Genomic DNA, 22,476 nt, shown 5'->3' with positions numbered 1-22,476 from the left:
CGAAAAAAAGGAGGACCATCCCTCCCTCTTGATCGGCAGGCGGTTGGGGCGCGACGGCCGCGCCCCCGTTTGCTTGGCCTCCGCTCAGCGCACCGCTTCCGGCTCCACATGAACGTGCGTCGCCCGGATGTTATGCCGTTTTTTCATTAAACGCTCGACCTCGTCGGCAATTTCATGGCTTTTCACTACCGTCAACTGCGAATCGACGCGGATGGTTACTTCGAGCACAACGTCATTGCCGAGCATGCGCGCCTTAATATCCGCGACATCGCGCACCCCGCTGACCGCAGCGATTTCTTGCCGGTAAATGGCGAGCTTTCTTTCATCAAACCCGTCGGTCAACGCATGGGCCGTTTCCATAAACACCTCCCACGCCGTCTTGCAAATGAGCGCACCAATGACGAGCGCCGCCAACGGGTCAAGCCATGCCCACTCAAGATGCGCGCCGACAATCCCAAGCGCGGCGCCAATGCTGACGAGTGCATCCGATAAGTTGTCTTTCGCTACGGCCGCCAGCGCCATGCTGTTCGTCCGCCGCGCCAGCCGCACATTGATGACATAGATGATGAACATCACTGCTGCTGAAGCAAGGGCGACCGCTGCCGCCAGCCAATCGGGGGCGGCCTCCCTCCCGCCGCCAAGAAGCGTGCGGGCACCGTCTGTAATCACATCAATACCGATGGACATCATGAAAAAGGCGGCCAACAGCGACGAAATGTTCTCCGCCCGCGAATGTCCGTACGGATGATTGCGGTCGCGCGGTTTTTTGGCAATTTTCATGCCGATATAGACAGCGACGGAAGCCATCACATCGCTCAAATTGTTCCATCCGTCCGCTTTCACTCCGTCCGATCCGGCTGCCGCCCCGGCCAAAAGCTTGCCGGCTGCCAGCAGAAGATAGATAAAGAGGCTTAACAACACCCCAGCCTCCGCCCGTTGTTTCCGTTCCACTCCATTCACCAACCTAGCGTTCTCGTTCTTGCACGTATCAGTGTACCAGCTTGATAGCGGTTGGGTCTATAGCAACAAAATTGCTTTTTTTCATGAGTATAGGGACAAGCCAATTTTTTTGCTCAAAGACAAAAAACGGCTCTCTGGCATATGATAAACCAACTGAGTGAAAAAGGAGAATGCCATGATGACGTATTTGGACTGGTTGGCGGACATGGGGATTGACGGCGCCCACCCCGGCGGTTTTGAGTTGACAAAACAAATCTTACGTAAACTTAATATTGACCGCTCAACCGCCGTGCTTGACGTCGGCTGCGGCACAGGGCAGACAGCGGCGTATATCGCTAGACAGTACGGCGCGGACGTGACGGCCATCGATCTCCATCCCAAAATGATCGCCAAGGCGAAGCAGCGTTTCGGTGCCATGGCGGTTCCGGTTCGCCTGCACCAGGCTTCGGTCGAATCGCTGCCGTTTCCCGCCGGCACGTTTGATCTTGTCCTTTCCGAATCGGTGCTCGCCTTTGTTTCACTGCCTGCTGCCCTTGCTGAAATCTGCCGCGTGCTGAAGAAAGGGGGCACGTTCATCGGCATCGAAGCATGCCATAAGCGGCTCACCGCCGCCGAGCAGCAGCGGATCGCCGCGTTCTACGGCTTCAAGCGGCTGATGACGCCCGGCGAATGGAAAAAAACGCTTGAACAAAACGGATTCCGCTGCCGCCATTTCTTTTACAAAACGGCGGCGGAGGCGGCGGGCGAAGGGGCGCCGGCCGTCATCGTCTTCCCGACGACGCCGGAGATGGCAAGCATGTGGCAGAAGCATCAGCAGCTGACAGCGCAATTTGCCGACCGGCTCGGGTACTGCGTGTTTTGGTGTGAGACATAGGGGCTGCAACAAACGAACACGGGTGCTGACTCAAAAGCCCCTTTTTGATGAAATGGAACCGAAAGTATGTAAAAAAGAGACCACCTCTGAAACCCTTGGTTTTACCGGGTTTTTCGTGGTGGTCTGTTTTTCCATGCTGCCCTAGATAGAAGCATTGCCGCTCTTTTGGGCCAGCCCCGTCTTTACACTTTTTTTACCGCTTGAAAATATTCTTCCATTGTCATGCCGCGCTCTTTCATCACGGCGGCGGCCTTCCGCCCGACATAGCGAAGATGCCACGGCTCATACTTGTAGCCGGTCACCGCTTCCTTCCCTTTCGGATAGCGGATGATAAACCCGTATTCGTGCGCGTGGGCGGCGACCCACTGTCCTTCTTTTGTCGCCCCGAACGCCTCGGTCAGCTGGCAGCCGATCGACCGGCTGCTAATGTCGACTGCAAGCCCCGTCTGGTGTTCGCTTTGTCCCGGGTGGGCGACGGCCTGGACGGCTTTTTTCTCCCCTTTTTGCCGCACCTCCTCCGCAAAAATCGCCTTCTGCCGCTCATACGACCGGTAAGCGGACACCGCGACAAGCTCGATGCCATCGCGGCGGGCGGCGGCAAACATTTCTTCGAGCGCGGCGGCCGCCTCGGCCCGCATACGCCGCTTTTCTGCATTCGGGTCGGCAAACGAAAACGGCACGCGCGGCACAACCAAATCGGCCGGCTTGTAACCGGACGGAAGCGACTGCTCTTTATTGACGAGCACCAAAATGTTGTCCGGATTCATAATGACCTTTTGGCCGTTTCGCACCTCGATGACGTTCCAATATTTCGCTTCAAGCTGCAAATCCGGGTCAACCGGCCGGTTGAGTTCCTCTCGTTCATGAACGCTGGGCGGCGCCGTATGTTCCGCCGGCTGCCCGGGCGAGCCGGCCGCGCCGCCGTCACCGCTTCCTCCCGTTTGGCAGCCAACGAGCAACAGGCACATAAGCGCCGCCGTTTGCCAACGCTGATTCATTCATCTTCCCCTTTTCTGTTTCCCGGGGCGCACCGAACAGCCGCCGCATCATCAGCTGCTGCGAACCGCCGCTTCGAGCGCCACCTCGATCATTTCGTTAAACGTCGTTTGCCGTTCTTCGGCTGTCGTCTCCTCGCCGGTTAAAATATGGTCGCTGACCGTCAGCACCGACAGCGCCCGGCAGCCGAATTTGGCCGCCAACGTATAGAGCGCCGCCGTTTCCATCTCGACGGCCAATACGCCGTAGCGCGCCCACGTTTCCCAGTTTGGTTCGTCGTTGTAAAACATGTCGGCGGTAAAGACGTTGCCGACTTTGAGCGCCAATCCTTTTTCCGTTCCAACGTCGTATGCCGTCCGCAGCAAGTGGAAATCCGCCGTCGGCGCATAATCGCGGCCGCGGAAAATGAGACGGTTCATGTTGGAATCGGTGGATGCGCCGATCGCCAAAATGACGTCACGCACGCGCACATCCGGTTGAATGGCGCCGCATGTTCCGACGCGGATGAGCGTCTTTACTCCATAGCTTTGGATCAATTCGTTGACATAAATCGAAATGGACGGCACTCCCATCCCCGTCCCTTGGACGGAGACGCGATGCCCTTTGTATGTCCCCGTAAATCCGAACATGCCGCGCACTTCATTGTAGCACACCGCCCCTTCCAAAAACGTCTCGGCAATGTATTTGGCGCGCAGCGGGTCGCCCGGCAGCAAAATGCGTTCGGCGATGTCCCCTTGTTTGGCTCCGATATGTACGCTCAAACTCGATTCCTCCTTATGACTTCGAACGGTTATGGTTCGGCCATGCCCTTGTTTATCATATCATATGTTTGCGGAAAATGGCAGTCTTGCCTCGAGTAGCTTGAGCGAAAGGCGGGCATACTATTCGTGCCCACACGGCGGGAAAGGAGGAAAGACGGTGAAAAAGAAACTTGAGCAGGCGGTGGAGTACGCCAACAAAACGAATCCATCCTCAAAAGCGAACAACCAGCCGTCAACGTCCAAAAAAGAAAAAACAAAATTTTAAGGGAGAGCTGCTCTCCCTTTTTAAGACGTTTTCGAACGATAATCGTCGCGATAGCGGCGCGCAAGATACCTTTCGTTGATATACAGCACCTTTTTGTCTTTGCTGCGCGTATATTTTTTCTCGCGCCCGCGCCGCCTGGCGAGCAGCCAGCAGGCGAACAAATAAAGCGGCAGGACAAGCTGCGTTGTTCCGGCAAATACATACCAAAATCCATCGATGTCGGCCAAATCACGCAAGTAGACGCCGATGCCGCTCAGCCGATAATAGGCAACCGCAACAATGGCCGCAATGATGACGATATTGGCCGCATGGAGAACAGGAACGTTTCTCCAGCGAAACAAAACGCGCTCCACCTGCTCTTTGAGCCAAAGCGACGCGGCGATCGAGACGACGCACAGCAACAGCGCCAGCGCCAATGCGGCCATATTCCGTCCCCCTCCCAGTTCCCTTCAGTCTCCGCTCCGCCCGCCCGGCGCCGCCTGCAAACATTTTCCGTCGATGAACCGCCCTTTTGCCGCATACACTAACGACAACGACAGTTCAAGGAGGGAAAACGATGGGCAAAAAGCATCGCAACCGCATCAACGGGCAGAAAAAGAACAACCATATTCCAAAAGAGGCGTTGATCGCCGAAGACGCAGCGCACGCCAAGGAATACTCGGCCGCCGGCGGCCGGAAAAACGGCCCGGGCCATCACGACAATCCCGAATCGTAACAAACCCGGAGAAACCCTTGTGCCGCACAAGGGTTTCTATTTCGATCAGGGCTCCGACGGCTCGACTTCGTCCCACGCCAGTGTGACGACTTTCGTATAGTCTCCGCGCTCAATTTCCTCTTCCGTCGCCTTTTCGTTCAACACTTCATCATCGTCAATTCCCGGCGCTACCGTCGGCGTGTCGCGCCGTTGTCTTTGCTCTTCCATCTGATCCGCCCCCTTTCCTTTCTTATCCGTTCCCTAAACGGCCGGGCTTTATTCGATGTTATTGCTATTATACCATCCCCAATCGGTTGAAGGCGACTGTATTTTTGAATATTCCGTCAACAGACAAGCTGGCGTTCCACCCGTTTCCAGCCATCCGGGCAGAGGCGGTAGTACGTCTGTCCTTTCCGCCCTTCGTCGATCAAGACAATATCGCCGGTCCCCATAAACCGGGCTTGGCAGTTTTTCGGCATCAAATCAGCCACGTTAAACATTCGGTACAAAATCGACAGCGCCTCATGATGATCGGCGGCCGTCACGGTCAACCGGCATACTTGACGGTATCCTTTCGTTTCCCCGAAGCGCGGCGTTTGGAAAATGACCGCCTCATACGCGCGTTTGGCCAGCCACACCTTTTTCTCCCATAAGCGAACCATTGTTTTCCTCTCCCTTCCCCCAATAAATCGAACGTTTGTATCTTATACTATTGGTGATCATGCTTGTCGAATCCTTCAGCAAACTAGCAAACCTTTTGTCGAAATAGCTCCGGTCTTTTGACAAAATTCGCCCGATGTGGAAAGGAGGGACAGCCGGATGCCGATTCGCCCGCTCACCGTGCTGCGCCGCCCGCTCGAATACGTTTACCGCTCATTTTTATACCGTCATCCCGTTCGCATTGCCGATGCTCGTTTGTTCTGCCGCCTTTCCGACCGCCTTTCCGTTTCAAGGTGCGAACGCCCGAGCGACGACGAGGCGGCGGCCGTTGCTATGATTCGGCAGAAAACGGCGGAGCATAACCTCAACAACATCACGCGCACAGCCGCCTATTTCACGTTTTTTGAACGCCACCCAGAAGTGACGAGCGGCATTTGGCCATGATGAAAGCGGCCGCCATCGCGGCGGCCGAGTAATTGTAAAAACGACGACGGTTACTCGTCGTCGACATCAATCTCTTCGTCGATAATGCATTTTTCCAGCAAATAGTCAAACGTAATATCCGCGAGCTCTTCCAGTTCCTCCTGCGTCGGCACAAAGCCGCGGCGGATGAGCTGTTGGTAAAAAAATTCGGCGATCTCCTCCGTATCAATAATCACTTCAATCTCCTTCACTCCATCTCGCCCCCCTTTGTAATGTTGTATGTCGCCGCCTTCCGTTTTATGTCAAAAATCATGTTGTACTACTTTTTCCGCTTCCTTCATACCATATGTACCAATAAAACAAAAAAATACGGAGGCGGAACAAAATGGACAAGCTGACGATTGCAGATAAAATAATGGAAAAAATTGTTAACAGAATGGCTGCGTTCGTCCTCTTCGCCGGCATTCCCTACTTTCTCTTTGTTCTTTGTCAGTTCCTATTATGGTAGTTTACAATCGTTTGCAACCGTTGAACAACCGTTTCCATCATTCGTTTGTATTGGTCATCGCCGAACCATTCATACAGCGCTTTGTAGTCATTGTACATATCAAGCAGGTCGTCAACCGACGGCCCACTCTTTTCGCCGCCGGCGGGCGGCAGCGCGATCAAGGCCTTCATCGGCGCGGCGATCACGATATCTTGCACGAGCGTGACGGACGTTTCGTCCCCATCGGCCAGCGGAATCATATCTTCGAGATGGACTTCAATTTCCCAGCCGTCCGTCAGCCGTTTCAATTCATAAATCGTCTCTTCCCATCCTTCCCCATAATAGCGGTAAATTTCTGTCCGCACTCCAACGACTTTGAACAATTGGCCGCCATAATCGCGGACGCGGACAATTTCGCCAAGGAAAAACGGCAGCTCAATTTCAATTTCTTCGGCAATCCACAAATCGCCGGTAAATTCAGACAACAACACGAGCGTCTGCTCAGCAAACAGGCTATGGCCATGGTTGATTTCGTACAAAAACGTGCCGTCTACTTGCTGAATATCGGTGACGGTTCCGACTGTTCCGTACAATGTATTGACGACGATATCGCCGACAGAAAATTTCGGGCGTTTCGGCGCGCTCATTGGCATCTCCCACCCTTGTTGAACAAATGGTTAGTATAGTATATGCATGCATACAAGGGTGGACACCTTTGCCAGCGCGGAAAAACGATTGAAAGCGCTGTCAATATTCGGAGCAAAACCCTCTTCCATGTTATGCTTCGTGTAAAAACTGCTCCCATAGTTCATCAAAGAGAACCATGCTTTCCAAATAATCGCCATGCACCTCCAAATACCCGCTGAGCTCCTCGTAGTCGGCCGATCCTTTTGGAAAGCTGTGGTCATCGTACGCCCCGTTCGCAAACCGGACGATTGGATCTTCTTCACACCCGTGGCGGAAGCGCAATAAGTAACGATAAAACGATCTTGCCATGTTTCCCCATCCTCTTCCTTTCTCTTTGTTGCTATTATAATGAGCTTTTTTCTGTTTGTGAAGCTTTTTTTGCCGCTTGTATTGCCATCGTACGCGCCACGTTCGCGTTTCATGCCAACCATCGGGCCGCTGTTTCCATAAAATCCCCGTCCTTCTAGAGGCCGTTTCCAATGACCGATCCCGGACTAGCCATATGAAAAAGGGCTGACCCAAAAGAGCGGTAATGCTCCTATCTGGGGCGACATAGAAAAATAGACCACCACGAAAAACCCGGTAAAACCGAGGATTTCAGAGGTGGTCTCTTTCACATACTTCGGTTACATTTCATCAAAAAGGGACTTTTGAGTCAGCCCCGTCAACCGTTACACCACCCCGGCGGGCGGTGCTGGGGCAAATTCAATTTCAAATCCGAGATCTTCAAGCATTTGATAATCGGCCGCCTTTTCCTGCCCGGCCGTCGTCAAATAGTCGCCGACAAAAATCGAGTTGGCGGCATACAGCCCGAGCGGCTGAAGGGAGCGCAAGTTCACTTCGCGTCCGCCGGCGATGCGGATTTCTTTCGTTGGATTCATATACCGGAACAGCGCCAACACTTTCAAGCAATAGCGCGGGTTTAGCTCGTTCGTGCCGGCCAGCGGCGTTCCGTCGATCGCATGCAAAAAGTTGACCGGAATGGAATCCGCGTCGAGCGCCCGCAGGCTGCGCGCCATCTCAACGACATCCCGCTTTGTTTCCTTCATGCCGACAATGACGCCGGAACACGGCGAAAGACCCGCTTCTTTCACCGTTTCCACCGTCCGCACCCGGTCGTCGTATGTATGGGACGTCGTAATGTTCGGGTGGTGCTGTTTTGACGTGTTAATATTATGGTTATAGCGGTCCACGCCCGCCTCCTTCAGCCGCGCCGCCTGCTCCGGCTTTAAGATCCCAAGGCAGGCGCACACTTTCAGCCCGAACCGCTCTTTAATTTCCTTGACCGCGGACACAACGGTGTCGATCTCTTTATCGCTCGGCCCCCGGCCGCTGGCGACGATGCAGTACGTCCCAATGCGCAAACGGTGTGCTTCTTCCGCGCCGCGCAACAACGTCTCTTTGTCGACCATTTTATACGTTTTCACCGGCGCCGTCGATACGGCGGACTGCGAACAGTAGCCGCAGTTTTCCGGACAGAGGCCGGATTTGGCGTTGATGATCATGTTCAGCTTCACTTTGTTTCCATAATAGGCGGAGCGAATCCGGTACGCCCCTTGCAGCAAAAGGAGCAACTCCTCATCCGGACAATCCAATATCGCCAATGCTTCCTCATCGGTCAGCTCGTGGCCTCCCAACACTTGCTCGGCCAACACCAGCCAGTTTGCCATCTCTCCTCTCCCCTTTCCATATCATTACATTTATCGTAACGGACCAGCCGCATATTTGTCAACTATATTTTCATTTCAGTTTACTTTTTAATCCGTCCCCAGGCAGACAGCAAAAAAACAGGCCCCCGTTTGAAGGGGCCTGCCCTCGGTTCCTCACCTAATGCGTCAATTTCTCGACGATGTCGCGGGCGATCCAGACGCCGCAGGCGCTCGCCTGCGCAAGGCCGCGCGTAATGCCGGCGCCGTCGCCGCCGACATACAGCCCGGCGATTTCGGTTTCAAAGCGGTCGTTCAGTTTCGGACGCGCCGAATAAAACTTCGCTTCCACCCCATAAAAGAGCGTATGCTCAGAGGCAAGCCCCGGAGTGACGTGGTTGAGCGCCTCCGTCATTTCGATCAAGCTTTTCATCGTGTTGTACGGCAAAACGAGGCCTAAATCGCCCGGCACCGCTTCTTTTAGCGTCGGTTCGATGAACCCTTCTTTGATCCGCTTTTCCGTCGATCGCCGTCCTTTTAAAATGTCGCCATATTTTTGCACGATGATGCCGCCGTTGGACAAGGCGTTCGCCAGCCGGGAAATTTCATGGGCGTATTCGTTCGGCTTGTCAAACGGATCGGAAAACTTATGTGAAACAAGAAGGGCAAAGTTCGTGTTGTTGCTGCCAAGTTTCGGGTCTTTGTAGGCGTGTCCGTTGGCGAGCATAATGCCGGAATGGTTTTCGACGACAACATGTCCGGACGGATTGCTGCAAAACGTCCGCACTTGCGTCCCGACCGACGTATTGAAAATAAACTTCCCCTCATACAAATGTTCGTTGATTTCCTGCATGACGATGTTCGATGTCTCGACGCGCACCCCAATGTCCACTTGGTTGTTGATCATCCGCAAGCGGCGTTTGCGCAGCACTTTGCTCAGCCAAACCGAGCCGTCGCGCCCCGGGGCGATGACGACTTTTTCCGCCGTCAGCGTTTCGCCGTTTTTCAGCACTACTCCTTTGACAACATGGCCGCTTTCCGTCCGCTCCGTCAAAATATCGTCCACTTCCGTCTGAAAGCGCATCGCAATCCGCTCGCGCAAATACTCAAAAATGCTTTTTAAAATTTCTAAGTTTTGCTCCGTGCCCAAATGGCGGACATAGGCGCGCAGCAGCTTCAGCCCGGCGGCATACGCGCGCCGCTCAATCTCTTTCACTTTGTCGGTCATCGGGTCGGTGATCGATGTCGTCGCCCCATGTTTTAAGTTGATCTCATCCACATAACGGATGAGGTCAAGCACGGTTGAGGCAGGCAAATAATCGGTCATCCAACCGCCGAATTCGCTCGTGATGTTGAATTTGCCATCCGAGTACGCTCCGGCCCCGCCGAACCCGTTCGTAATCGAACAGGCCGGCACGCAGCCGGCATAGTCTTTTTTGCCGGCCGGCGGCGGGCATTTCTCAATTTTTTTCTGCAAAATCGGACAGTTGCGCCGGTATATATCATGCCCTTTATCAATCAAAAGCACGTTCGCTCCAGGCAGTTTCAGCGTCAGTTCGTAACAGGTGAAAATGCCAGCCGGCCCGGCGCCGACCACGATGACATCGTAATGGTTGTTCATTGCGCCATCCCCCACTTTTCGTATTCCACTTGGAAAGTATACGGAATACGAGGCGGTTCGTCAAGGTAAAATACGAACTTTTTTACCGTTTGCACTTATAAATGTTCGAGATTTTAAAAGCGTTGTCGGCAAAAAGAAAAACTGGTATGGTAGGAAAGGAGCAGCTTCCCGCTTGTTTCCGTCGATCGAAGTGGGGAGCTCCGCGCCAAAGAGAATGAAGGAAAGGGGAGCAAACGGATGCGCTTTTTGGCCAAAAATTTCCTAAACGGCATGTTGACGATCGTGCCGATTTTCGTAGCGGTCTATGTGTGCTACAAAGTATTCACCGTTTTGGACGGATTGCTCGGTCAATACGTCCGCCCGCACCTGGACGGCCGCTACGTCCCCGGCCTTGGTTTGCTCGCAACGGTTGCGCTCATCACGGTCTGCGGCTGGCTGTCGACGCAATACGTGAGCGGCCGCCTCATTCGACTGATCGACCGGTTGCTTGAAAGCATTCCCTTCATGAAAACCGTTTATTCGGTCGCCAAAGATACGATCGCCTCTTTGATCGGGGAAAAACGGTCGTTTTCCAAAGTCGTGCTCGTCACGCTGCCGGAAAGCGGCTGGAAATGCCTCGGCTTCATTACGATGGATGACGTCGGCGCCTGGCACGATCCGCTGGCCGATTATGTGGCCGTCTATGTTCCGCAGACGTTTCAAGTTGCGGGGCTGACGCTCCTCGTTCCAAAAGAACAAGTTGAAGTCATCGACATGGCGCCGGAAGAGGCGATGAAGTTTATCCTCTCCGGCGGAGTGGCGGCAAGAACGCAAAAACGGCTGCCCGAACAATAGGGCAGCCGTTGTTCCGCCGGCCGTCAAAAGTATCGCTTTTTCCAAAAGATGTACGCCGTCGCCGCTGACAGTGAACCGGCGAGCGCCATCGCGATCAAAAAGGCGTACGGAGAGTGTTGGTACGGAATCGGTACGTTCATACCGTAGAAGCTCGCCACCATCGTCGGCAGCGAAATGACGATCGTAATGGCGGTCAAAAACTTCATCACAATGTTTAAGTTGTTCGAGATGACCGAAGCGAACGCATCCATCATGCCGCTTAAAATGCTGCTGTATACTTCAGCCATTTCAATCGCCTGCTTGTTTTCAATAATGACGTCTTGCAGCAAATCTTGGTCATCTTCGTACATGCGCAAATAGTTGAGGCGCATAAGCCGCTCCATGACGATGTTGTTCGCCTTGAGCGACGTCATAAAGTAGACTAAGCTTTTTTCCATGCTAAGGAGCGAAAACAGCTCTTTGTTTTTCATCGACTGGTGCAGCTCTTTTTCAATTTCGCTCGTCCGCCGGTTGATTTGCTTCAAGTAGCGCAAATAATACGTGGAAATCATGTACAGCATTTGCAACGCAAACCGCGTCTTCATAAACGTGTAAAAGTTTTTGATTTTGTTTTTGGAGAATTCTTCAAAAATCGGATTCTCCTGCAAACAAACCGTAATAAAACACGTGTTCGTAATGATCATGCCGATCGGAATCGTCTCGTAAATCGGGCCGTCCACTTCATCATGGGCGACAATCGGAATGTCGACGATAATGAGCACATGGTTGTCTTCCTTTTCGACGCGCGACCGCTCCTCATCATCCAACGCGTCTTTGATCGAATCGATCGGAATGTCCAAATGGTGGGCGATGTAGCGAATTTCGTCCTCGGTCGGAGCGACGAGATTGATCCAGCAGCCGTTTTCGATCCGGTCAATTTCGCGCATTTTGCCGCTCGCATCGGACAAATACATTTTCATCATCTGGCATCCTTCCTCCTTTTCATGCGAGGAAGGCGGCGCCTCTTCCTTTCCGTCCGGAGCCCGTTTTCGTATAATGAGCAGCGGGCGGAAAAAGGAACAGGCCGCGTTCCCCGCTATATTCCGGTTCCGGTTCGTTCGGGCTCGAACTACTCATATACGAAAACGCCACTCCTTTCGAAAAAGATGTCCCTCAAGTAATGATAACGCGGACCGGCCTGTTTGTATAGTAGTTGCCATGAAAAAAAGCAGCCTACTGGCTACTTTATTCAAGAAAGCGGCGCCATGTTCAACCATTGCCTGCCGCGGCCCGTTATTCGCTTGACGGCGTCGTGTTGAAAAAGTCAGGCGATTGTTTGTCTGTTTGCCGGCGGTCCGAACGGTGCGGTTGTGGTTTGCCCGTTTTTCCCATCACGCCATCCGATTCGTAGCTGAGCGGGAACATCCGTTTTTTGCCCACCGTCCTCACCCCCTTTGCCTTTACTGTTTGCCGCCAGCCGCCATTTTACTCAAGCTGCTCCGGAGGAGGACGACGCCACTTTGTGGAAACGCTTTGTCCTGAAATTGTCAGCCAATGTTCACACAATCATTTTACCGGCTGTTTTCCATTCGCTTATAATATACAAGTGAGGAGGGGAAGCCATGAACATCATCATTACCAAAAAAGCGTTTGATTGGTACAAGCGGGAGCTCGGGCTGAAGCCAGGCGATGCGATCCGCTTTTTCGCCCGCTACGGGGGATGCAGCACCGTGCAAAAAGGGTTTTCGCTCGGCATGGCGAAAGACGAGCCGGCAGGAGAGCCAGCGGCGCAGACAACGGTTGACGGCGTGACGTTTTTTGTCGAAGACAGCGACCAATGGTATTTTGACGGCCGCGATTTGACGGTTGATTTGGACGAAAAAAGCGGCGAACCGGTGTTTTTGCTCCATTAACCAGCGAAAAAAGCTAGCCGTGACGCTAGCTTTTTCGAATAATGGCGATCGTGCAGCGGGAAATGGAAACAAGCCGCCCTTGTTCATCGGTGATGCGCACATCCCAAACCATCGTTGTCCGGCCGCGGTGCAGCACCGTTCCCGTCGCTGTCACCGTCCCGCTGCGGACGGGGCGGACATGGTTGGCGTTAATTTCCAGGCCGACGACTTGTTCCGTCTTCGAATCAACCAGCACGTACGACCCGATGCTCGCCACCGTCTCAGCCAAGGCAACCGACGCTCCGCCGTGCAACAGCCCGGCCGGCTGATGCGTGCGATGGTCGACCGGCATCGTCGCCACGACGCGCCCTTCGCCAAGCTCGATGATATCGATGCCGAGCGTCTCGATTAACGTATGTTTCGCCATTTCTTTTACAGCAGCCAAATCGATCATGACTCCTTCTTCCCCCGTTTCGTGAATCGTTCCAGCTCATGAAGCCGGCCTTCTTGCCGCAAAATGCGCACCTGCGTCTCCCCAAGCAAATCGAAATGCGGAAACTCGTTGCGCCGGTCCATCCACTCTTCCTTCAGCCCGTATTGCCTCCCCCAGGCGGCAAGTTTTTCGACATCGGCGCAGCCGACTTTCGTCACCGTCGTGCAGTGCGGAAACCGTTCATCATGCCAATAATGGGTCAAAAAGGCGATTTCGCCGCGCTTCACTTTTTCTTTCCATGCCGCAAGCTCCTGCCGGCGAATGCCAAACGCCATCGCACCGCTCCCCTTTATCGTTTCGCCCGCTCATACGCTTCATGCCACTCGGGAAAATATTTGCGGATGACGATCGGCCGAAACGTATCGCGCTTGACGCAAACGTGCTGCGATTTGCCGGTCACGGCCACCTCGCCGTCCGGGGCAACAATTTCGTAGCCGTACGTGACGCGGATGCCGTCGTAAGCGTCAATCCATGTGCGGACGGTCGCCGTTTCCCCATAACGAAGCGGCTTTTTGTACGACACTTGCAAATCGACAACAGGCGAAATGATGCCTTCTTTCTCCATGTCGGCATAATGAAAGCCAAGCTGTTTGATCAATTCCGTACGCCCGACTTCCATCCAAACTAAATAGTTCGCGTGGTAGACGACGCCCATTTGGTCTGTTTCCGCATAACGCACTTCAATTTGTTTTTCTGCCACTTTCATGTTCGTTCTCCCTCCATTTTTTGCCGGGCTTCTCCTTTATGTTACCATTTGTCCGTCCGGCCGCTCAAGCGGCAACCCAAAAAACAAAGCCGCCCGCATCGGGGCAGCTTTGTCATGATTGGTAGCCGTGCTCCCGTGCAGCGGCTTCGTCTTTAATTTCCGCGCGCATGGCCGTGATCGCTTCTTCGCGGCGGCGGTTTTTCTCGCGAATTTTCTCCCGCTCTTCCGGGGAAGCAAACTGCATCGTTTCTTCGGCTTTTTCAATATTTTCAATGGTGTTTTGCACCATCTCTTGCAGCTTCTCAACATTGTCGCTGCGGTCATCCGGTTTCGGACGCGGCATATAGGCTTCCTCCTTTACAAGATTTTCCAGCTACTCACCCTTCGTTTGGATGACTTGAGCATGCTGGCCGGATTGATCTTGCATTTGTTTGCCTTTGTTTCCTCCAGCGGCGCGAGGCTGTGTTCCGATATGGTTGGGAACAAAATGTTTGCGGCTTCCTTTCGGATTGCTCATCATCTTCGCCTCCTCGCCATCTAGTCTGTCCGCCCGGAGGACCGCTATGCATGGGTTATTCTGCTTTCTTGAGCATCCGCTCTTCCAGCTTTTTCTCGATTTTCTCGAGCGCTTCCCGGTCGTTCAACAATTGCCGTTTGTTCTCGCTGATCAATTCTTGGAGAGTCATTTTGCGGGATCGTCTCATCGCTATCAACCTCCCCTCATTTATATTGTAATCTTATTCATGCCCAAAAAAGATAAAAATTATGACAACTTTTCGAAAAATAATGAACCATGAAAAAAAGCGCCTTCCGTCAAAACTGTTCGGTCAACGAAAGAGCGCTGTCTTCTTTTCGAGTTGCGCGGCGGTCACCGGGCCGATGATTTTTTGCCGGATGACGCCGTTTGGGTCGATGATATACGTCGTCGGAATCGTCTGGATTCGGTATCGGTGAAGCGCCTCGCCGCGCACATCCAAGGCGACGGGCAACGTCAGTTTTTTGTCTTTCGCAAATCGCTCCGCATTATCGAGCGTATCTTGCGTCGTCAAATGGACGGCAAGCAACATGACTTCGCGGCCGTACTGCTTGTAAAACGCCTCAAGCTCCGGCATTTCCTTTTTGCACGGCGGACACCACGACGTCCAAAAGTTGAGGACAACCGCTTTGCCGCGCAAATCAGACAGCCGGACGGCTTTGCCGCCAAGCGTCGGCAGCGTCAAATCAGGGGCCGTCTGGCCGATGCCCGGGCCGCTTTCTATTTCGTCTGTTTCCTGTTCGTTCCCGGCAGCCATCGCATTCCAAAGACCATAGCCGGCAACGGCCAAAAACAATAGGACGACGAACCATTTCCGCACGCATTTCCCTCCCTGCCGGCCGGCGCCCTTTCTTCCATCCAGCGCCCTCCGCCGCTCTGTCCATCATTATAGCACATACGTTTGTGTTTGCCAACGTTGACGTCTAAGGACGAAAAAACGAGGGACGAGCCCTCGTCATTAACGGATGTTTTTATGGTCGTTTTTCAGTTTCTCGGCTTCCACCTCGGCGTACGAAGCAAACTCGCTCGTCCATTCATTGAAGCCGTTTTTCTTTTTGGCGTTGTTGTTCCGTTGGGCGTTGGCGTTGCCAAGTTTGGTCCGTCCCATGCACTCGCCTCCTTTTTGTTTCAACGGTTCACACATAGTATGCGCTGCCGGAGAAAAACGATGCGCGAAACAATTTCGAAACTAGGCGTCCGAGGACGGGTGGTCCGTTTCAACCGGATGATCGGGATAGGAAATCCAGTCGCTGAAGCTGCCGACATACAGTCGGACGTTGCGGTAGCCGGCTTCTTTTAGGGCGAGCACGTTTGGACAAGCGGTGACGCCGGAGCCGCAATAGACGATAATGGAGGCTTCGCGGTCAAGGCCGGCGAACCGGTCCGCTTGTTCAGCCGCGCTTTTCCAGTAGCCGCCTTCCGTCACCCCGTCTTTCCAAAATCGGTGCACCGCCCCGGGAATGCGGCCGGCCCGGCGGTCGATCGGCTCCTCCAACCCGGCATACCGCTTCCACTCGCGGGAATCAATGAGCACCGCTGCACGGTCGCGAACGGCGGCTCGCACATCCTCGACCGTCGCGAGCCATGATCGGTCCGGACGCGGCTGAAACCGCCGCGGCGGCACAGCTGAAATGGCGCGCGTCACCGGATTTCCTTTTCGTTTCCATTCGCTGTAGTTGCCATCCAACACGTATGCGCGCGCATGGCCGAAATACCGGAGCAGCCACCAACAGCGCGCGGCCATGGCCCCGTCTTGGTCATCGTAGGCGATGACCGTCGTCGTGTCGTCAATGCCGGCCCGGCTAAACACGTCCGCCGCTTGGGCGGCTGATGGAAGCGGATGGCGGCCTCCGTGCTCTCCGACCGGGCCCGACAAGTCGCGCTCTAAGTCCATATACACCGCTCCGGGAATATGGTCTTCCCGGTAAAGAGACGCCCCTTTAGCCGGATCGCCAAGCCAAAACCGGCAATCAACAATGCGGATGGTTTCATCGGACAAATGCGCCAACAGCCATTCGTGGGAAACGAGAGACGCCATTGTTTCTCCCCCCTCTTTCGTTTTCATCAGCCCGGCCTGCTTACAGGCCGGCAGCCGGGCAGCCAATGCCAACGCTTTGGCTGTGTGCGTTACTTCTCTTCAAGCCGGCGCACGTAGTCGCGCACCATCTCTGGCGTTACATAGCGGCGCGCCGGCACGAGGCCGCCGGCGGCCAGCTCGTTCATTGGTTTCGTCACTTCATTGATCGCCTCGACCGTAAACGGCTCGCCGCGGCGGCACCGTTCAACCGCCTCATCGATGCGCCGCTCGCGCTCGAGCTCAAGGGCGGCAAACCGCTTTAAGATGGCGTGCTGTTTGTTGACATGGGCGGTGATGGCGTGATGTACTTCGCTCAATGGGATTCTTCCTTTCCTTCTTCTTTTTCCATCAAACGCCGGACGTTCGGTTTTGGCGTCCAGCAGTTGAACCGATAGTTTGGCTTCGTCTCATAGCCGAGCCGGCGGCAATACGTATACAGCCTGCCGTCCCGTTTTTCAATGCCGTAATGAACGCATGTCGCACAGGCGTGAAACCGGCTCATCGGCGCGCCCCCTTGCCCTCTTCCGGCAAAAGGCGGCCAAGCGCCGCTTCAATCCGACTGAGCGCCTCATGGTCGGCCGCCTCCGCAAGCGCCGCCATTAAGCCGTCCATATAGCTGTCGACTTGATCGGCGAGCGCGGCCGACAGCGCAGCAATCGCCGCCTCGTATTGCCCGGCGTACGCATCAAGCAGCCGCTCTTTTTGTTCGGCTAAATAGCGGCCGACCGGTTCGGCGAGCGCCGCTTCGATTTCTTCCTTCATCCGCCGTTTTTCATCACGTTCAAAAAACGACTTCGCGTTTTTATATAACGAAAGCGCCTTGTGAAACCGCGCCCGGTCGACATCGCCAAGAGCGTCGACAAACTCCGGCGCCGAGAAGGCGAACGCCTCCGGCGGCGTGAGCGCGAGCGCTTCGTCAAACCGGCGGAGCTCGCCGCAAAGGCGATGAAACTGTTCGGCGAGCCGCTTGTGCAAAAACGATTCGATGCGCAGGCTCGTCGCCCGCAGCTCTTGCGCCAAATCAAAGCCGACCGATGCGAGCAGTTCGTCGAGGCAACGCTCGAGCGCCCGACGCGCCGGGCCTTGGTCGTCGCGGAGCACCGCCGGATTGAACGCCTCTTTGAACGTATCGTTCAAGCGGAAGAAGACGCGCTGTTTCACGTAATACAAAAGCTCGTCGGCTTCTTGGCTGAGCGCCTGGCGGCCGTAGGCGTCGCCGGCGGCGGCGAGCACGGCGTGCATCTGTGCACGCGCCGCTTCAAGCGATTGGCGTTTCGCCGCTTTTTCCGCCTCGCTCTGCCCGGCCGCCCGCGCGTATTCCGCCGCCGCCTGCCGCGCCCGCCCAAGCTCGGCATAAGCGCTTTGGACGGCCACCTCCGCAAGCTCTTCTGTCAAAAAGCGGAAAAAGTCCGCTTCAAAGGCGGGCAGGCCGGAGTCTGTCAAGGTGCCGCACGGCCCGGGGTTCGTCCCCGTTTTTTCCGCCAGCGCCAGGCGGCTTGAGAGCGCATAAAGGCGCGGGAAGCGGATGCCAAAGCGAGCGAGTTCGCCATTCATATAGGAAACGACCGCATCAAGCTCCTCTTTCGACTGGGCCAAATCAGCCGCATTGATGATGAAAAACATTTTATCAAGCGAAAACGCATCTTTGACGCGCCCGAGCTGCAGCAAAAACTCCCGGTCTGCCTTCGAGAACGCGTGGTTGTAATACGTGACAAACAGCAGCGCATCGGCGTGCTTCATATAATGGAACGCCACCCCGGTATGGCGGGCGTTTAATGAATCGACGCCCGGCGTATCGACAAGCGTCACCCCTTGGCGGGTGAGCGGGCAATCGGCATACAACACGACTTCATCAAGGAAACACGACACCGCCTCATCGGCGACATATGCCTCAAGCTCCGCAAATCCGATCGACAGCCTCGTCCCGAACCGGTTTTTCATCCGCTCATATCCGGCGGCGGCAGCCGCCAAAAAGGCGAGATGCGGCTTTTGCGCCGGACGCTCAGCCCCGGATTCGGCAAGGCGGGCGCAATGGCGGAGCGCTTCATCCCACGACTTCGCCTCGCAGCCGAACTGGCGAAGCGAGGCTTGCACATCAGCCCATATTTGCGCCTCGTCCTTCACTTTGACAACCGCCGTTCCGTGCGGATGCTCCCGGTCGGGCGGAGCGATTTTGCTGATGGCGGCCGTCGTCGGGTTCGGCGAAGACGGCAAAAGCGGCTCCCCAAGCAAGGCGTTGGCCAGCGACGATTTGCCGGCGCTGAAGGCGCCGAACAACGCGACCGTAAAGGCCCGCTCGCGAAGCCGGCGCGCCTTGTCGCGCAACGGGCCGACGAACCGGCGCAACAAATCGGTCCGCTCGAGCCAGGCGGCCGCCTCCTCGAGCCGATCAGCCGCCTCATCGCTCCGTTGCTTTCCACTCGCCGCCAAAGCGCGCCGCCCGTCCGCGCTCTCTTCTGCCGCTCCTTCCACCGCTTCCCGACTGAGCGCTTGCTCTTGGGCGGCGGGATGATTCACAGCCGGTTCCGTTGTTGCTGGCCGCTCTGCCGCTTGCGCATGGCGCACTTTCTGGAAATGAGGCGGCGCCGTCAGCGCAGCGAGGCGCTCTTCATCGAGCACAACCTCATCGCCCGAAGCGGCAATCAACCGCTCGAGCGCGCGTTGGCGCTCCTCCTCTTCCGCTTTCAAGCCGGCAAGGCGGGCGATGAGCTCCGCTTTTTCGCGTGCTGCCGAAAGCCGGCCTTCTAGCGCTTTCGCTTGAGCAGCCGCCCGCTCGGCAATTTGCGCCGCGAGCCCGGCAAACAAGGCGAGCGCCGCGTCGCGGTATCGTTTTTTCAGCGCCATCGCCACCTCATCCGTATAGTTTAATAGCGCCGCACCGCTTGCTTCCGCCCCCTGCCTGACAAGGCTTGAAAGCAGCGTCTGATCCCAATCCGCCGTCCATTGCTGGCACTGGCCGAGCCAGGCGCCGTCGGCGTGCCACTCGTTCCCGAACCGGAGAAGAAGCTGGCGGACATGCCACTCGATTTGCGCCGCCGCCTGCGCTTTGACGCTTTCGTAAAACGCCTCAAGCCGCCGCTCGCGTTCTTGCTCCGTTTTGGTCTTTGCAAACAGCAGGCCCACTTTGAAATTCGGCTGCATCGCCTGCAAGTACGCTTCCGCCCGCTCCCTCGTCTCAAACGGCATTAAATAGGCATTTTGCAGCACGCGGTCAAGCTCAGCGCGAAACGCTTCCTCCGCCCGCGCCCGCGCCGTTTGCCAATCAGCAAGCTCAGCTTCCAAGCGCCCGAGCTCCTGCATGGCCTCGGCTTCACTGCCAGCCCCGCCAAGCGCCTCGAGGCGCGCTTTAAACTCCTGCTCAAGCAGCTCATGCCGCGCGCGAAGCTGTTCAAGATGGCGGGCGGCAATCCGCCTCAATCCCGCTTCTGCGCCGCGAAGAAGCCATTCGTCTTTGTCAGCAACCAAGCGGCGCAAACAAGCCGTCAACTCCTGCCACTCATTCTCTGGATGGGCTGGGTCTTTTAATGATAGGAAAAACAAGCGGGCCGCTTCGACCCCCCAACGCCGGAACGCCTCGGCCGCCGAAGCGCGAAACGCCGCAAACGGCAGTTCGTCCTCGCGATGTTTGTCGATTTGGTTCACCACTAAATACACGATTTTTCCTTCATCTGTTAATTGTTTCGTAAATTGAAAGTTTAGCTCCGCCTGTACATGGTTGTAATCCATGACATAAAAGACGACGTCCGCCAAATGAAGCGCCGACTCGGTGGCCAGCCGGTGGGCGTCATCGGTCGAATCGATGCCCGGCGTGTCCAAGATGGCTACTCCCGGGGGGATGGCGCCCGTTTCGCGGCTGATTTCGATCCACTCAATCGTCTCCCCGTCCCGGCATTGGGCGCGGATCAGCTCCGGATCGTACGGCGGCTCATATTCAACCGGCGGATCATCATGATAAAAGACGCGCACGCAGTCCGGACCGGCTTTCACTTTCACAAGATTGGCACTCGTCGGAATCGGACTCGACGGCAGCAGCGGCTCGCCGAGCAACGCGTTGATCAAACTTGATTTTCCGGCGGAAAAATGGCCGCAAAAGGCGATGACCAGCTCGCCGGCTGCCGTTTTTTCGATCAGCTGCTTCACTTTATCGGCATTTTCGTTGTCGCCGGCTTGCTGAAGCCGGTCGTGCATATTCATCATTTTCGCCAGCCACGGCCGCAATGGCGGCCGCTCGATCACAATATTCCCCATGACCAAAACCCCTTTGTTTCCGTCAATGTCATTTACATTCATTTTACTGTATTTCGCCCCGTTTCCCAATAGGAAAACAAAAAAATCCCGCCGGTTCGTTCAGCGGGATGAATGTTTTTCCCCGGCCCACAGCCGGCGAGCCATTGGCGTCAATGGGACCGTTTCACAGCCGGCTGTCTTTGTTTTGCTTGCGCACTGCCGGAAACGCACGCCCGTTCTCCCCGCAGCGGCGGCACGAAGCGCGGCCGCAACCAAAAGGCCTCACGGTAATCGGTGAGCGCAGCCAACGCCCTCTCTTCTGTCGAGATGCGGACGGACAACATGAGAGCGTTTTAGGAGCGAAAACAAAAGAGCGGTCATATGCGCTTGAAACAACAGCGGCAGCAACGCAATCTCCAACGCGACAACGGCATAGTTCGGGTGGCGGATCCATCGATACGGCCCTTTTTTTACAACAGGGCGGTTGGGCACAATCAAAATTTTCGTATTCCAAAAGCGGCCGAGCGACAAAATCGTCCACACCCGCAGCCCTTGCACCGCTAAAAAAAGCGGGAACAAAAGCGGCCAACCCCGAGAGGGACGCGCGCCTTTTCGCAACGCCTCGAGAACGAGCGAGACGAGAAACGATACATGCATCAACAAGATCCAAGGATAATGGCGGCGGCCAAATTCTTGGGCTCCGAGCGCTTTTACATACCGTTCGTTCCGTTTCGCGAGGCGGAGCTCCACTAGGCGCATCAAGACGACAGCCCAAAACATAAACGCAAACCGCATCACCCTTCCCTCCATTGAAGCAGCACCATCTCCGCGCTAAAGCCCGGGCCAAGGGCGACAAGCAGGCCGTACCCGGGCGCGTGCGGATGCCGCTGTTGTCAAACGCTTGCAAAAGCCGCTCGACGCGCGCCATTCGCCCGGAAAACAGGCTGGAAACATGCTGCTTCACCTCGTCTTGGGCGGCCGTATACGGCATCGTGGCTGTGCCGACGGATAAAAGAACCGGCATACAAACACCTCGGTCTGTTCCTCTTTTTCTATTAGGATGCGCAACAGGCCGGTCAGTATACAGCGGAAAGTGCATGGGTGCACCCATTTTTTCAAGAACAGCTGATGGATCCTTTGGTTGTGGCATGCAAAAACAGGCGCGGACAAAGCCGGCCTGTTTTTTCCAGGAAAGCGGTTATAAGCGAGGATGTACATCGAGATGTTTGTTGGTTACTTCGCTTTGAGTGCGCGGATTTCGCTTTCATGCTCAAGCAAGTGCAAGGCGAGGGATTGAAGCACGAGCTCTTGCCGGGCTTGTCCGGCAATGACTTCATTGACTTTTTGTTGCGTTTCTGTGAGGGTTTGTTTCATTGCCGGAATTTCACGGAGCGTTTCTAACGTTTCCACGACAGCTTGGCGAATAAACGGCAATTCGGCAACGTCTTCCTTTGTCGCCATCGTTTGTTCCATGCGCCCAATCCGGCTGTCGAGCGCCGCAATGTCGTCTCTGTTAGCCGCCACGGTCTCTTCGAGTTGCCCGATGCGCCCATCCAGCGYTGCGACATCCTCTTTCGTTGCCATCGTCCGCTCGATGGTCCCGATGCGCTCATCCAGCGTTGCGACATCCTCTTTCGTTGCCATCGTCCGCTCGATGGT

General features: G+C 55.4%; 30 protein-coding genes and 2 pseudogenes. 5 read left to right on the top strand and 27 right to left on the bottom strand.

Annotated elements, in window-relative coordinates; translation table 11 throughout:
* Positions 1 to 84: 84 nt before the first annotated feature.
* Positions 85 to 963 (bottom strand): cation diffusion facilitator family transporter, encoded by an 879-nt coding sequence (locus CV944_RS07750; protein WP_050368652.1) that lies wholly within the window; start codon positions 961 to 963, stop codon positions 85 to 87.
* A 175-nt stretch (positions 964 to 1,138) separates the two neighbouring features.
* Here CV944_RS07750 and CV944_RS07745 point away from each other — a divergent pair, with 175 nt between their 5' ends.
* Complete coding sequence (locus CV944_RS07745) at positions 1,139 to 1,834, top strand: class I SAM-dependent methyltransferase (RefSeq protein ID WP_233204980.1); 696 nt, start codon at positions 1,139 to 1,141, stop codon at positions 1,832 to 1,834.
* 182 nt (positions 1,835 to 2,016) lie between these two features.
* On the opposite strand, the gene CV944_RS07740 is transcribed toward CV944_RS07745, so the two are convergent.
* The 3 genes from CV944_RS07740 to CV944_RS07730 form a co-directional block, all read right to left on the bottom strand.
* Positions 2,017 to 2,832, bottom strand: a complete 816-nt coding sequence (locus CV944_RS07740) for a M15 family metallopeptidase (protein WP_033009202.1) — start codon at positions 2,830 to 2,832, stop codon at positions 2,017 to 2,019.
* A 51-nt stretch (positions 2,833 to 2,883) separates the two neighbouring features.
* Positions 2,884 to 3,591 (bottom strand): purine-nucleoside phosphorylase, encoded by a 708-nt coding sequence (gene deoD, locus CV944_RS07735; protein ID WP_100664020.1) that lies wholly within the window; start codon positions 3,589 to 3,591, stop codon positions 2,884 to 2,886.
* Positions 3,592 to 3,876: 285 nt separating this feature from the next.
* A complete protein-coding gene (locus tag CV944_RS07730; protein ID WP_033009204.1) occupies positions 3,877 to 4,281 on the bottom strand; it encodes a hypothetical protein in 405 nt (134 codons plus the stop codon).
* Between the two features lie 131 nt (positions 4,282 to 4,412).
* On the opposite strand from CV944_RS07730, the gene CV944_RS17445 reads away from it, so the two are divergent.
* Positions 4,413 to 4,571, top strand: coding sequence for a hypothetical protein (locus CV944_RS17445; protein ID WP_017437412.1), 159 nt, complete (start codon positions 4,413 to 4,415; stop codon positions 4,569 to 4,571).
* 45 nt (positions 4,572 to 4,616) lie between these two features.
* Here CV944_RS17445 and CV944_RS17440 read toward each other — a convergent pair whose 3' ends face one another.
* Positions 4,617 to 4,778, bottom strand: a complete 162-nt coding sequence (locus CV944_RS17440) for a hypothetical protein (RefSeq protein ID WP_162839633.1) — start codon at positions 4,776 to 4,778, stop codon at positions 4,617 to 4,619.
* A gap of 116 nt (positions 4,779 to 4,894) precedes the next feature.
* Positions 4,895 to 5,212: a hypothetical protein gene (locus CV944_RS07725; protein WP_100664019.1), complete on the bottom strand. Its 318-nt coding sequence runs from the start codon at positions 5,210 to 5,212 to the stop codon at positions 4,895 to 4,897.
* Positions 5,213 to 5,369: 157 nt separating this feature from the next.
* Here CV944_RS07725 and CV944_RS07720 point away from each other — a divergent pair, with 157 nt between their 5' ends.
* Positions 5,370 to 5,654 carry a DUF2515 family protein gene (locus tag CV944_RS07720; protein ID WP_047818307.1) on the top strand — a complete coding sequence of 95 codons (285 nt, stop codon included), beginning with the start codon at positions 5,370 to 5,372 and terminating at the stop codon, positions 5,652 to 5,654.
* A 50-nt stretch (positions 5,655 to 5,704) separates the two neighbouring features.
* Here CV944_RS07720 and CV944_RS07715 read toward each other — a convergent pair whose 3' ends face one another.
* The 5 genes from CV944_RS07715 to CV944_RS07695 all read right to left on the bottom strand — a co-directional run bounded on the left by CV944_RS07715 (position 5,705) and on the right by CV944_RS07695 (position 10,074).
* Positions 5,705 to 5,884 (bottom strand): YozD family protein, encoded by a 180-nt coding sequence (locus CV944_RS07715; RefSeq protein ID WP_033015276.1) that lies wholly within the window; start codon positions 5,882 to 5,884, stop codon positions 5,705 to 5,707.
* 238 nt (positions 5,885 to 6,122) lie between these two features.
* On the bottom strand, positions 6,123 to 6,767 hold the full coding sequence (locus CV944_RS07710) for a hypothetical protein (RefSeq protein ID WP_100659758.1): 645 nt from the start codon (positions 6,765 to 6,767) through the stop codon (positions 6,123 to 6,125).
* 130 nt (positions 6,768 to 6,897) lie between these two features.
* Positions 6,898 to 7,116, bottom strand: a complete 219-nt coding sequence (locus CV944_RS07705) for a YozE family protein (RefSeq protein WP_033015279.1) — start codon at positions 7,114 to 7,116, stop codon at positions 6,898 to 6,900.
* Between the two features lie 362 nt (positions 7,117 to 7,478).
* Complete coding sequence (gene bioB, locus CV944_RS07700) at positions 7,479 to 8,477, bottom strand: biotin synthase BioB (RefSeq protein ID WP_100659757.1); 999 nt, start codon at positions 8,475 to 8,477, stop codon at positions 7,479 to 7,481.
* Between the two features lie 157 nt (positions 8,478 to 8,634).
* On the bottom strand, positions 8,635 to 10,074 hold the full coding sequence (locus CV944_RS07695; RefSeq protein WP_033009207.1) for an NAD(P)/FAD-dependent oxidoreductase: 1,440 nt from the start codon (positions 10,072 to 10,074) through the stop codon (positions 8,635 to 8,637).
* Between the two features lie 237 nt (positions 10,075 to 10,311).
* Between CV944_RS07695 and CV944_RS07690 the strand changes: the two genes are divergently transcribed.
* Positions 10,312 to 10,908, top strand: coding sequence for a DUF502 domain-containing protein (locus CV944_RS07690; RefSeq protein WP_033009208.1), 597 nt, complete (start codon positions 10,312 to 10,314; stop codon positions 10,906 to 10,908).
* A 23-nt stretch (positions 10,909 to 10,931) separates the two neighbouring features.
* Here the strand turns inward: CV944_RS07690 and CV944_RS07685 are convergent, their stop codons facing one another.
* Entirely contained in the window at positions 10,932 to 11,870 is a 939-nt protein-coding gene (locus CV944_RS07685; RefSeq protein ID WP_033009211.1) for a magnesium transporter CorA family protein, read from the bottom strand.
* Between the two features lie 310 nt (positions 11,871 to 12,180).
* Positions 12,181 to 12,327, bottom strand: a complete 147-nt coding sequence (locus CV944_RS17435) for a hypothetical protein (RefSeq protein WP_167438907.1) — start codon at positions 12,325 to 12,327, stop codon at positions 12,181 to 12,183.
* Between the two features lie 182 nt (positions 12,328 to 12,509).
* On the opposite strand from CV944_RS17435, the gene CV944_RS07680 reads away from it, so the two are divergent.
* Positions 12,510 to 12,800: a HesB/YadR/YfhF family protein gene (locus tag CV944_RS07680; RefSeq protein ID WP_033009213.1), complete on the top strand. Its 291-nt coding sequence runs from the start codon at positions 12,510 to 12,512 to the stop codon at positions 12,798 to 12,800.
* Positions 12,801 to 12,825: 25 nt separating this feature from the next.
* Here the strand turns inward: CV944_RS07680 and CV944_RS07675 are convergent, their stop codons facing one another.
* The 14 genes and pseudogenes from CV944_RS07675 to CV944_RS07610 form a co-directional block, all read right to left on the bottom strand.
* Positions 12,826 to 13,233, bottom strand: coding sequence for a hotdog fold thioesterase (locus CV944_RS07675; RefSeq protein ID WP_033009215.1), 408 nt, complete (start codon positions 13,231 to 13,233; stop codon positions 12,826 to 12,828).
* Positions 13,230 to 13,547, bottom strand: coding sequence for a hypothetical protein (locus CV944_RS07670; protein WP_033009216.1), 318 nt, complete (start codon positions 13,545 to 13,547; stop codon positions 13,230 to 13,232). Before CV944_RS07670 ends, CV944_RS07675 begins: the two co-directional genes overlap by 4 nt.
* A 14-nt stretch (positions 13,548 to 13,561) precedes the next feature.
* Positions 13,562 to 13,978 carry an acyl-CoA thioesterase gene (locus CV944_RS07665; protein WP_033009217.1) on the bottom strand — a complete coding sequence of 139 codons (417 nt, stop codon included), beginning with the start codon at positions 13,976 to 13,978 and terminating at the stop codon, positions 13,562 to 13,564.
* A 112-nt stretch (positions 13,979 to 14,090) separates the two neighbouring features.
* A complete protein-coding gene (gene tlp, locus CV944_RS07660) occupies positions 14,091 to 14,321 on the bottom strand; it encodes a small acid-soluble spore protein Tlp (protein WP_100659756.1) in 231 nt (76 codons plus the stop codon).
* Positions 14,322 to 14,351: 30 nt separating this feature from the next.
* On the bottom strand, positions 14,352 to 14,495 hold the full coding sequence (locus CV944_RS07655; RefSeq protein ID WP_011231056.1) for an acid-soluble spore protein N: 144 nt from the start codon (positions 14,493 to 14,495) through the stop codon (positions 14,352 to 14,354).
* Between the two features lie 55 nt (positions 14,496 to 14,550).
* On the bottom strand, positions 14,551 to 14,682 hold the full coding sequence (locus CV944_RS07650) for an FbpB family small basic protein (protein ID WP_011231055.1): 132 nt from the start codon (positions 14,680 to 14,682) through the stop codon (positions 14,551 to 14,553).
* A 123-nt stretch (positions 14,683 to 14,805) separates the two neighbouring features.
* On the bottom strand, positions 14,806 to 15,333 hold the full coding sequence (locus CV944_RS07645; protein ID WP_100659755.1) for a TlpA family protein disulfide reductase: 528 nt from the start codon (positions 15,331 to 15,333) through the stop codon (positions 14,806 to 14,808).
* 138 nt (positions 15,334 to 15,471) lie between these two features.
* Positions 15,472 to 15,621, bottom strand: a complete 150-nt coding sequence (locus CV944_RS17430) for a hypothetical protein (protein ID WP_015374731.1) — start codon at positions 15,619 to 15,621, stop codon at positions 15,472 to 15,474.
* A gap of 81 nt (positions 15,622 to 15,702) precedes the next feature.
* A complete protein-coding gene (locus tag CV944_RS07640; RefSeq protein ID WP_033009220.1) occupies positions 15,703 to 16,551 on the bottom strand; it encodes a sulfurtransferase in 849 nt (282 codons plus the stop codon).
* Between the two features lie 89 nt (positions 16,552 to 16,640).
* Positions 16,641 to 16,907 (bottom strand): YpbS family protein, encoded by a 267-nt coding sequence (locus CV944_RS07635; RefSeq protein WP_100659754.1) that lies wholly within the window; start codon positions 16,905 to 16,907, stop codon positions 16,641 to 16,643.
* Positions 16,904 to 17,092, bottom strand: a complete 189-nt coding sequence (locus CV944_RS07630; protein ID WP_033009225.1) for a hypothetical protein — start codon at positions 17,090 to 17,092, stop codon at positions 16,904 to 16,906. The genes CV944_RS07635 and CV944_RS07630 overlap by 4 nt, the downstream gene beginning before the upstream one ends.
* Positions 17,089 to 20,838, bottom strand: a complete 3,750-nt coding sequence (locus tag CV944_RS07625; protein ID WP_100659753.1) for a dynamin family protein — start codon at positions 20,836 to 20,838, stop codon at positions 17,089 to 17,091. Before CV944_RS07625 ends, CV944_RS07630 begins: the two co-directional genes overlap by 4 nt.
* 149 nt (positions 20,839 to 20,987) lie before the next feature.
* Positions 20,988 to 21,627 (bottom strand): annotated as a pseudogene (locus CV944_RS07620) (isoprenylcysteine carboxyl methyltransferase family protein).
* Positions 21,628 to 22,050: 423 nt separating this feature from the next.
* Positions 22,051 to 22,476: pseudogene (locus CV944_RS07610) on the bottom strand (hypothetical protein); the annotation flags it as partial.

The sequence above is a fragment of the Geobacillus sp. WSUCF-018B genome (assembly GCF_002809985.1).
Taxonomy (GTDB): domain Bacteria; phylum Bacillota; class Bacilli; order Bacillales; family Anoxybacillaceae; genus Geobacillus; species Geobacillus thermophilus.
The sequence above is the reverse complement of the archived record's forward strand: the minus strand, read 5'-3'. Positions and strand labels throughout refer to the sequence as shown.

Bases quoted from the DNA above. Each gene is read 5' to 3' on its own strand.
- CV944_RS17445 (WP_017437412.1), top strand. From the start codon at position 4,413: ATGGGCAAAAAGCATCGCAACCGCATCAACGGGCAGAAAAAGAACAAC.
- CV944_RS07625 (WP_100659753.1), bottom strand. From the start codon at position 20,838: ATGGGGAATATTGTGATCGAGCGGCCGCCATTGCGGCCGTGGCTGGCG.
- CV944_RS07680 (WP_033009213.1), top strand. From the start codon at position 12,510: ATGAACATCATCATTACCAAAAAAGCGTTTGATTGGTACAAGCGGGAG.
- CV944_RS07725 (WP_100664019.1), bottom strand. From the start codon at position 5,212: ATGGTTCGCTTATGGGAGAAAAAGGTGTGGCTGGCCAAACGCGCGTAT.
- CV944_RS07655 (WP_011231056.1), bottom strand. From the start codon at position 14,495: ATGAGCAATCCGAAAGGAAGCCGCAAACATTTTGTTCCCAACCATATC.
- CV944_RS07690 (WP_033009208.1), top strand. From the start codon at position 10,312: ATGCGCTTTTTGGCCAAAAATTTCCTAAACGGCATGTTGACGATCGTG.
- CV944_RS07670 (WP_033009216.1), bottom strand. From the start codon at position 13,547: ATGGCGTTTGGCATTCGCCGGCAGGAGCTTGCGGCATGGAAAGAAAAA.
- bioB (WP_100659757.1), bottom strand. From the start codon at position 8,477: ATGGCAAACTGGCTGGTGTTGGCCGAGCAAGTGTTGGGAGGCCACGAG.
- CV944_RS07640 (WP_033009220.1), bottom strand. From the start codon at position 16,551: ATGGCGTCTCTCGTTTCCCACGAATGGCTGTTGGCGCATTTGTCCGAT.
- CV944_RS07665 (WP_033009217.1), bottom strand. From the start codon at position 13,978: ATGAAAGTGGCAGAAAAACAAATTGAAGTGCGTTATGCGGAAACAGAC.
- CV944_RS07745 (WP_233204980.1), top strand. From the start codon at position 1,139: ATGACGTATTTGGACTGGTTGGCGGACATGGGGATTGACGGCGCCCAC.
- CV944_RS07730 (WP_033009204.1), bottom strand. From the start codon at position 4,281: ATGGCCGCATTGGCGCTGGCGCTGTTGCTGTGCGTCGTCTCGATCGCC.
- CV944_RS07740 (WP_033009202.1), bottom strand. From the start codon at position 2,832: ATGAATCAGCGTTGGCAAACGGCGGCGCTTATGTGCCTGTTGCTCGTT.
- CV944_RS17440 (WP_162839633.1), bottom strand. From the start codon at position 4,778: ATGGAAGAGCAAAGACAACGGCGCGACACGCCGACGGTAGCGCCGGGA.
- CV944_RS07630 (WP_033009225.1), bottom strand. From the start codon at position 17,092: ATGAGCCGGTTTCACGCCTGTGCGACATGCGTTCATTACGGCATTGAA.
- CV944_RS07720 (WP_047818307.1), top strand. From the start codon at position 5,370: ATGCCGATTCGCCCGCTCACCGTGCTGCGCCGCCCGCTCGAATACGTT.
- CV944_RS07710 (WP_100659758.1), bottom strand. From the start codon at position 6,767: ATGAGCGCGCCGAAACGCCCGAAATTTTCTGTCGGCGATATCGTCGTC.
- CV944_RS07695 (WP_033009207.1), bottom strand. From the start codon at position 10,074: ATGAACAACCATTACGATGTCATCGTGGTCGGCGCCGGGCCGGCTGGC.
- CV944_RS17430 (WP_015374731.1), bottom strand. From the start codon at position 15,621: ATGGGACGGACCAAACTTGGCAACGCCAACGCCCAACGGAACAACAAC.
- tlp (WP_100659756.1), bottom strand. From the start codon at position 14,321: ATGCCGCGTCCGAAACCGGATGACCGCAGCGACAATGTTGAGAAGCTG.
- CV944_RS07650 (WP_011231055.1), bottom strand. From the start codon at position 14,682: ATGAGACGATCCCGCAAAATGACTCTCCAAGAATTGATCAGCGAGAAC.
- CV944_RS07705 (WP_033015279.1), bottom strand. From the start codon at position 7,116: ATGGCAAGATCGTTTTATCGTTACTTATTGCGCTTCCGCCACGGGTGT.
- CV944_RS07685 (WP_033009211.1), bottom strand. From the start codon at position 11,870: ATGATGAAAATGTATTTGTCCGATGCGAGCGGCAAAATGCGCGAAATT.
- CV944_RS07675 (WP_033009215.1), bottom strand. From the start codon at position 13,233: ATGATCGATTTGGCTGCTGTAAAAGAAATGGCGAAACATACGTTAATC.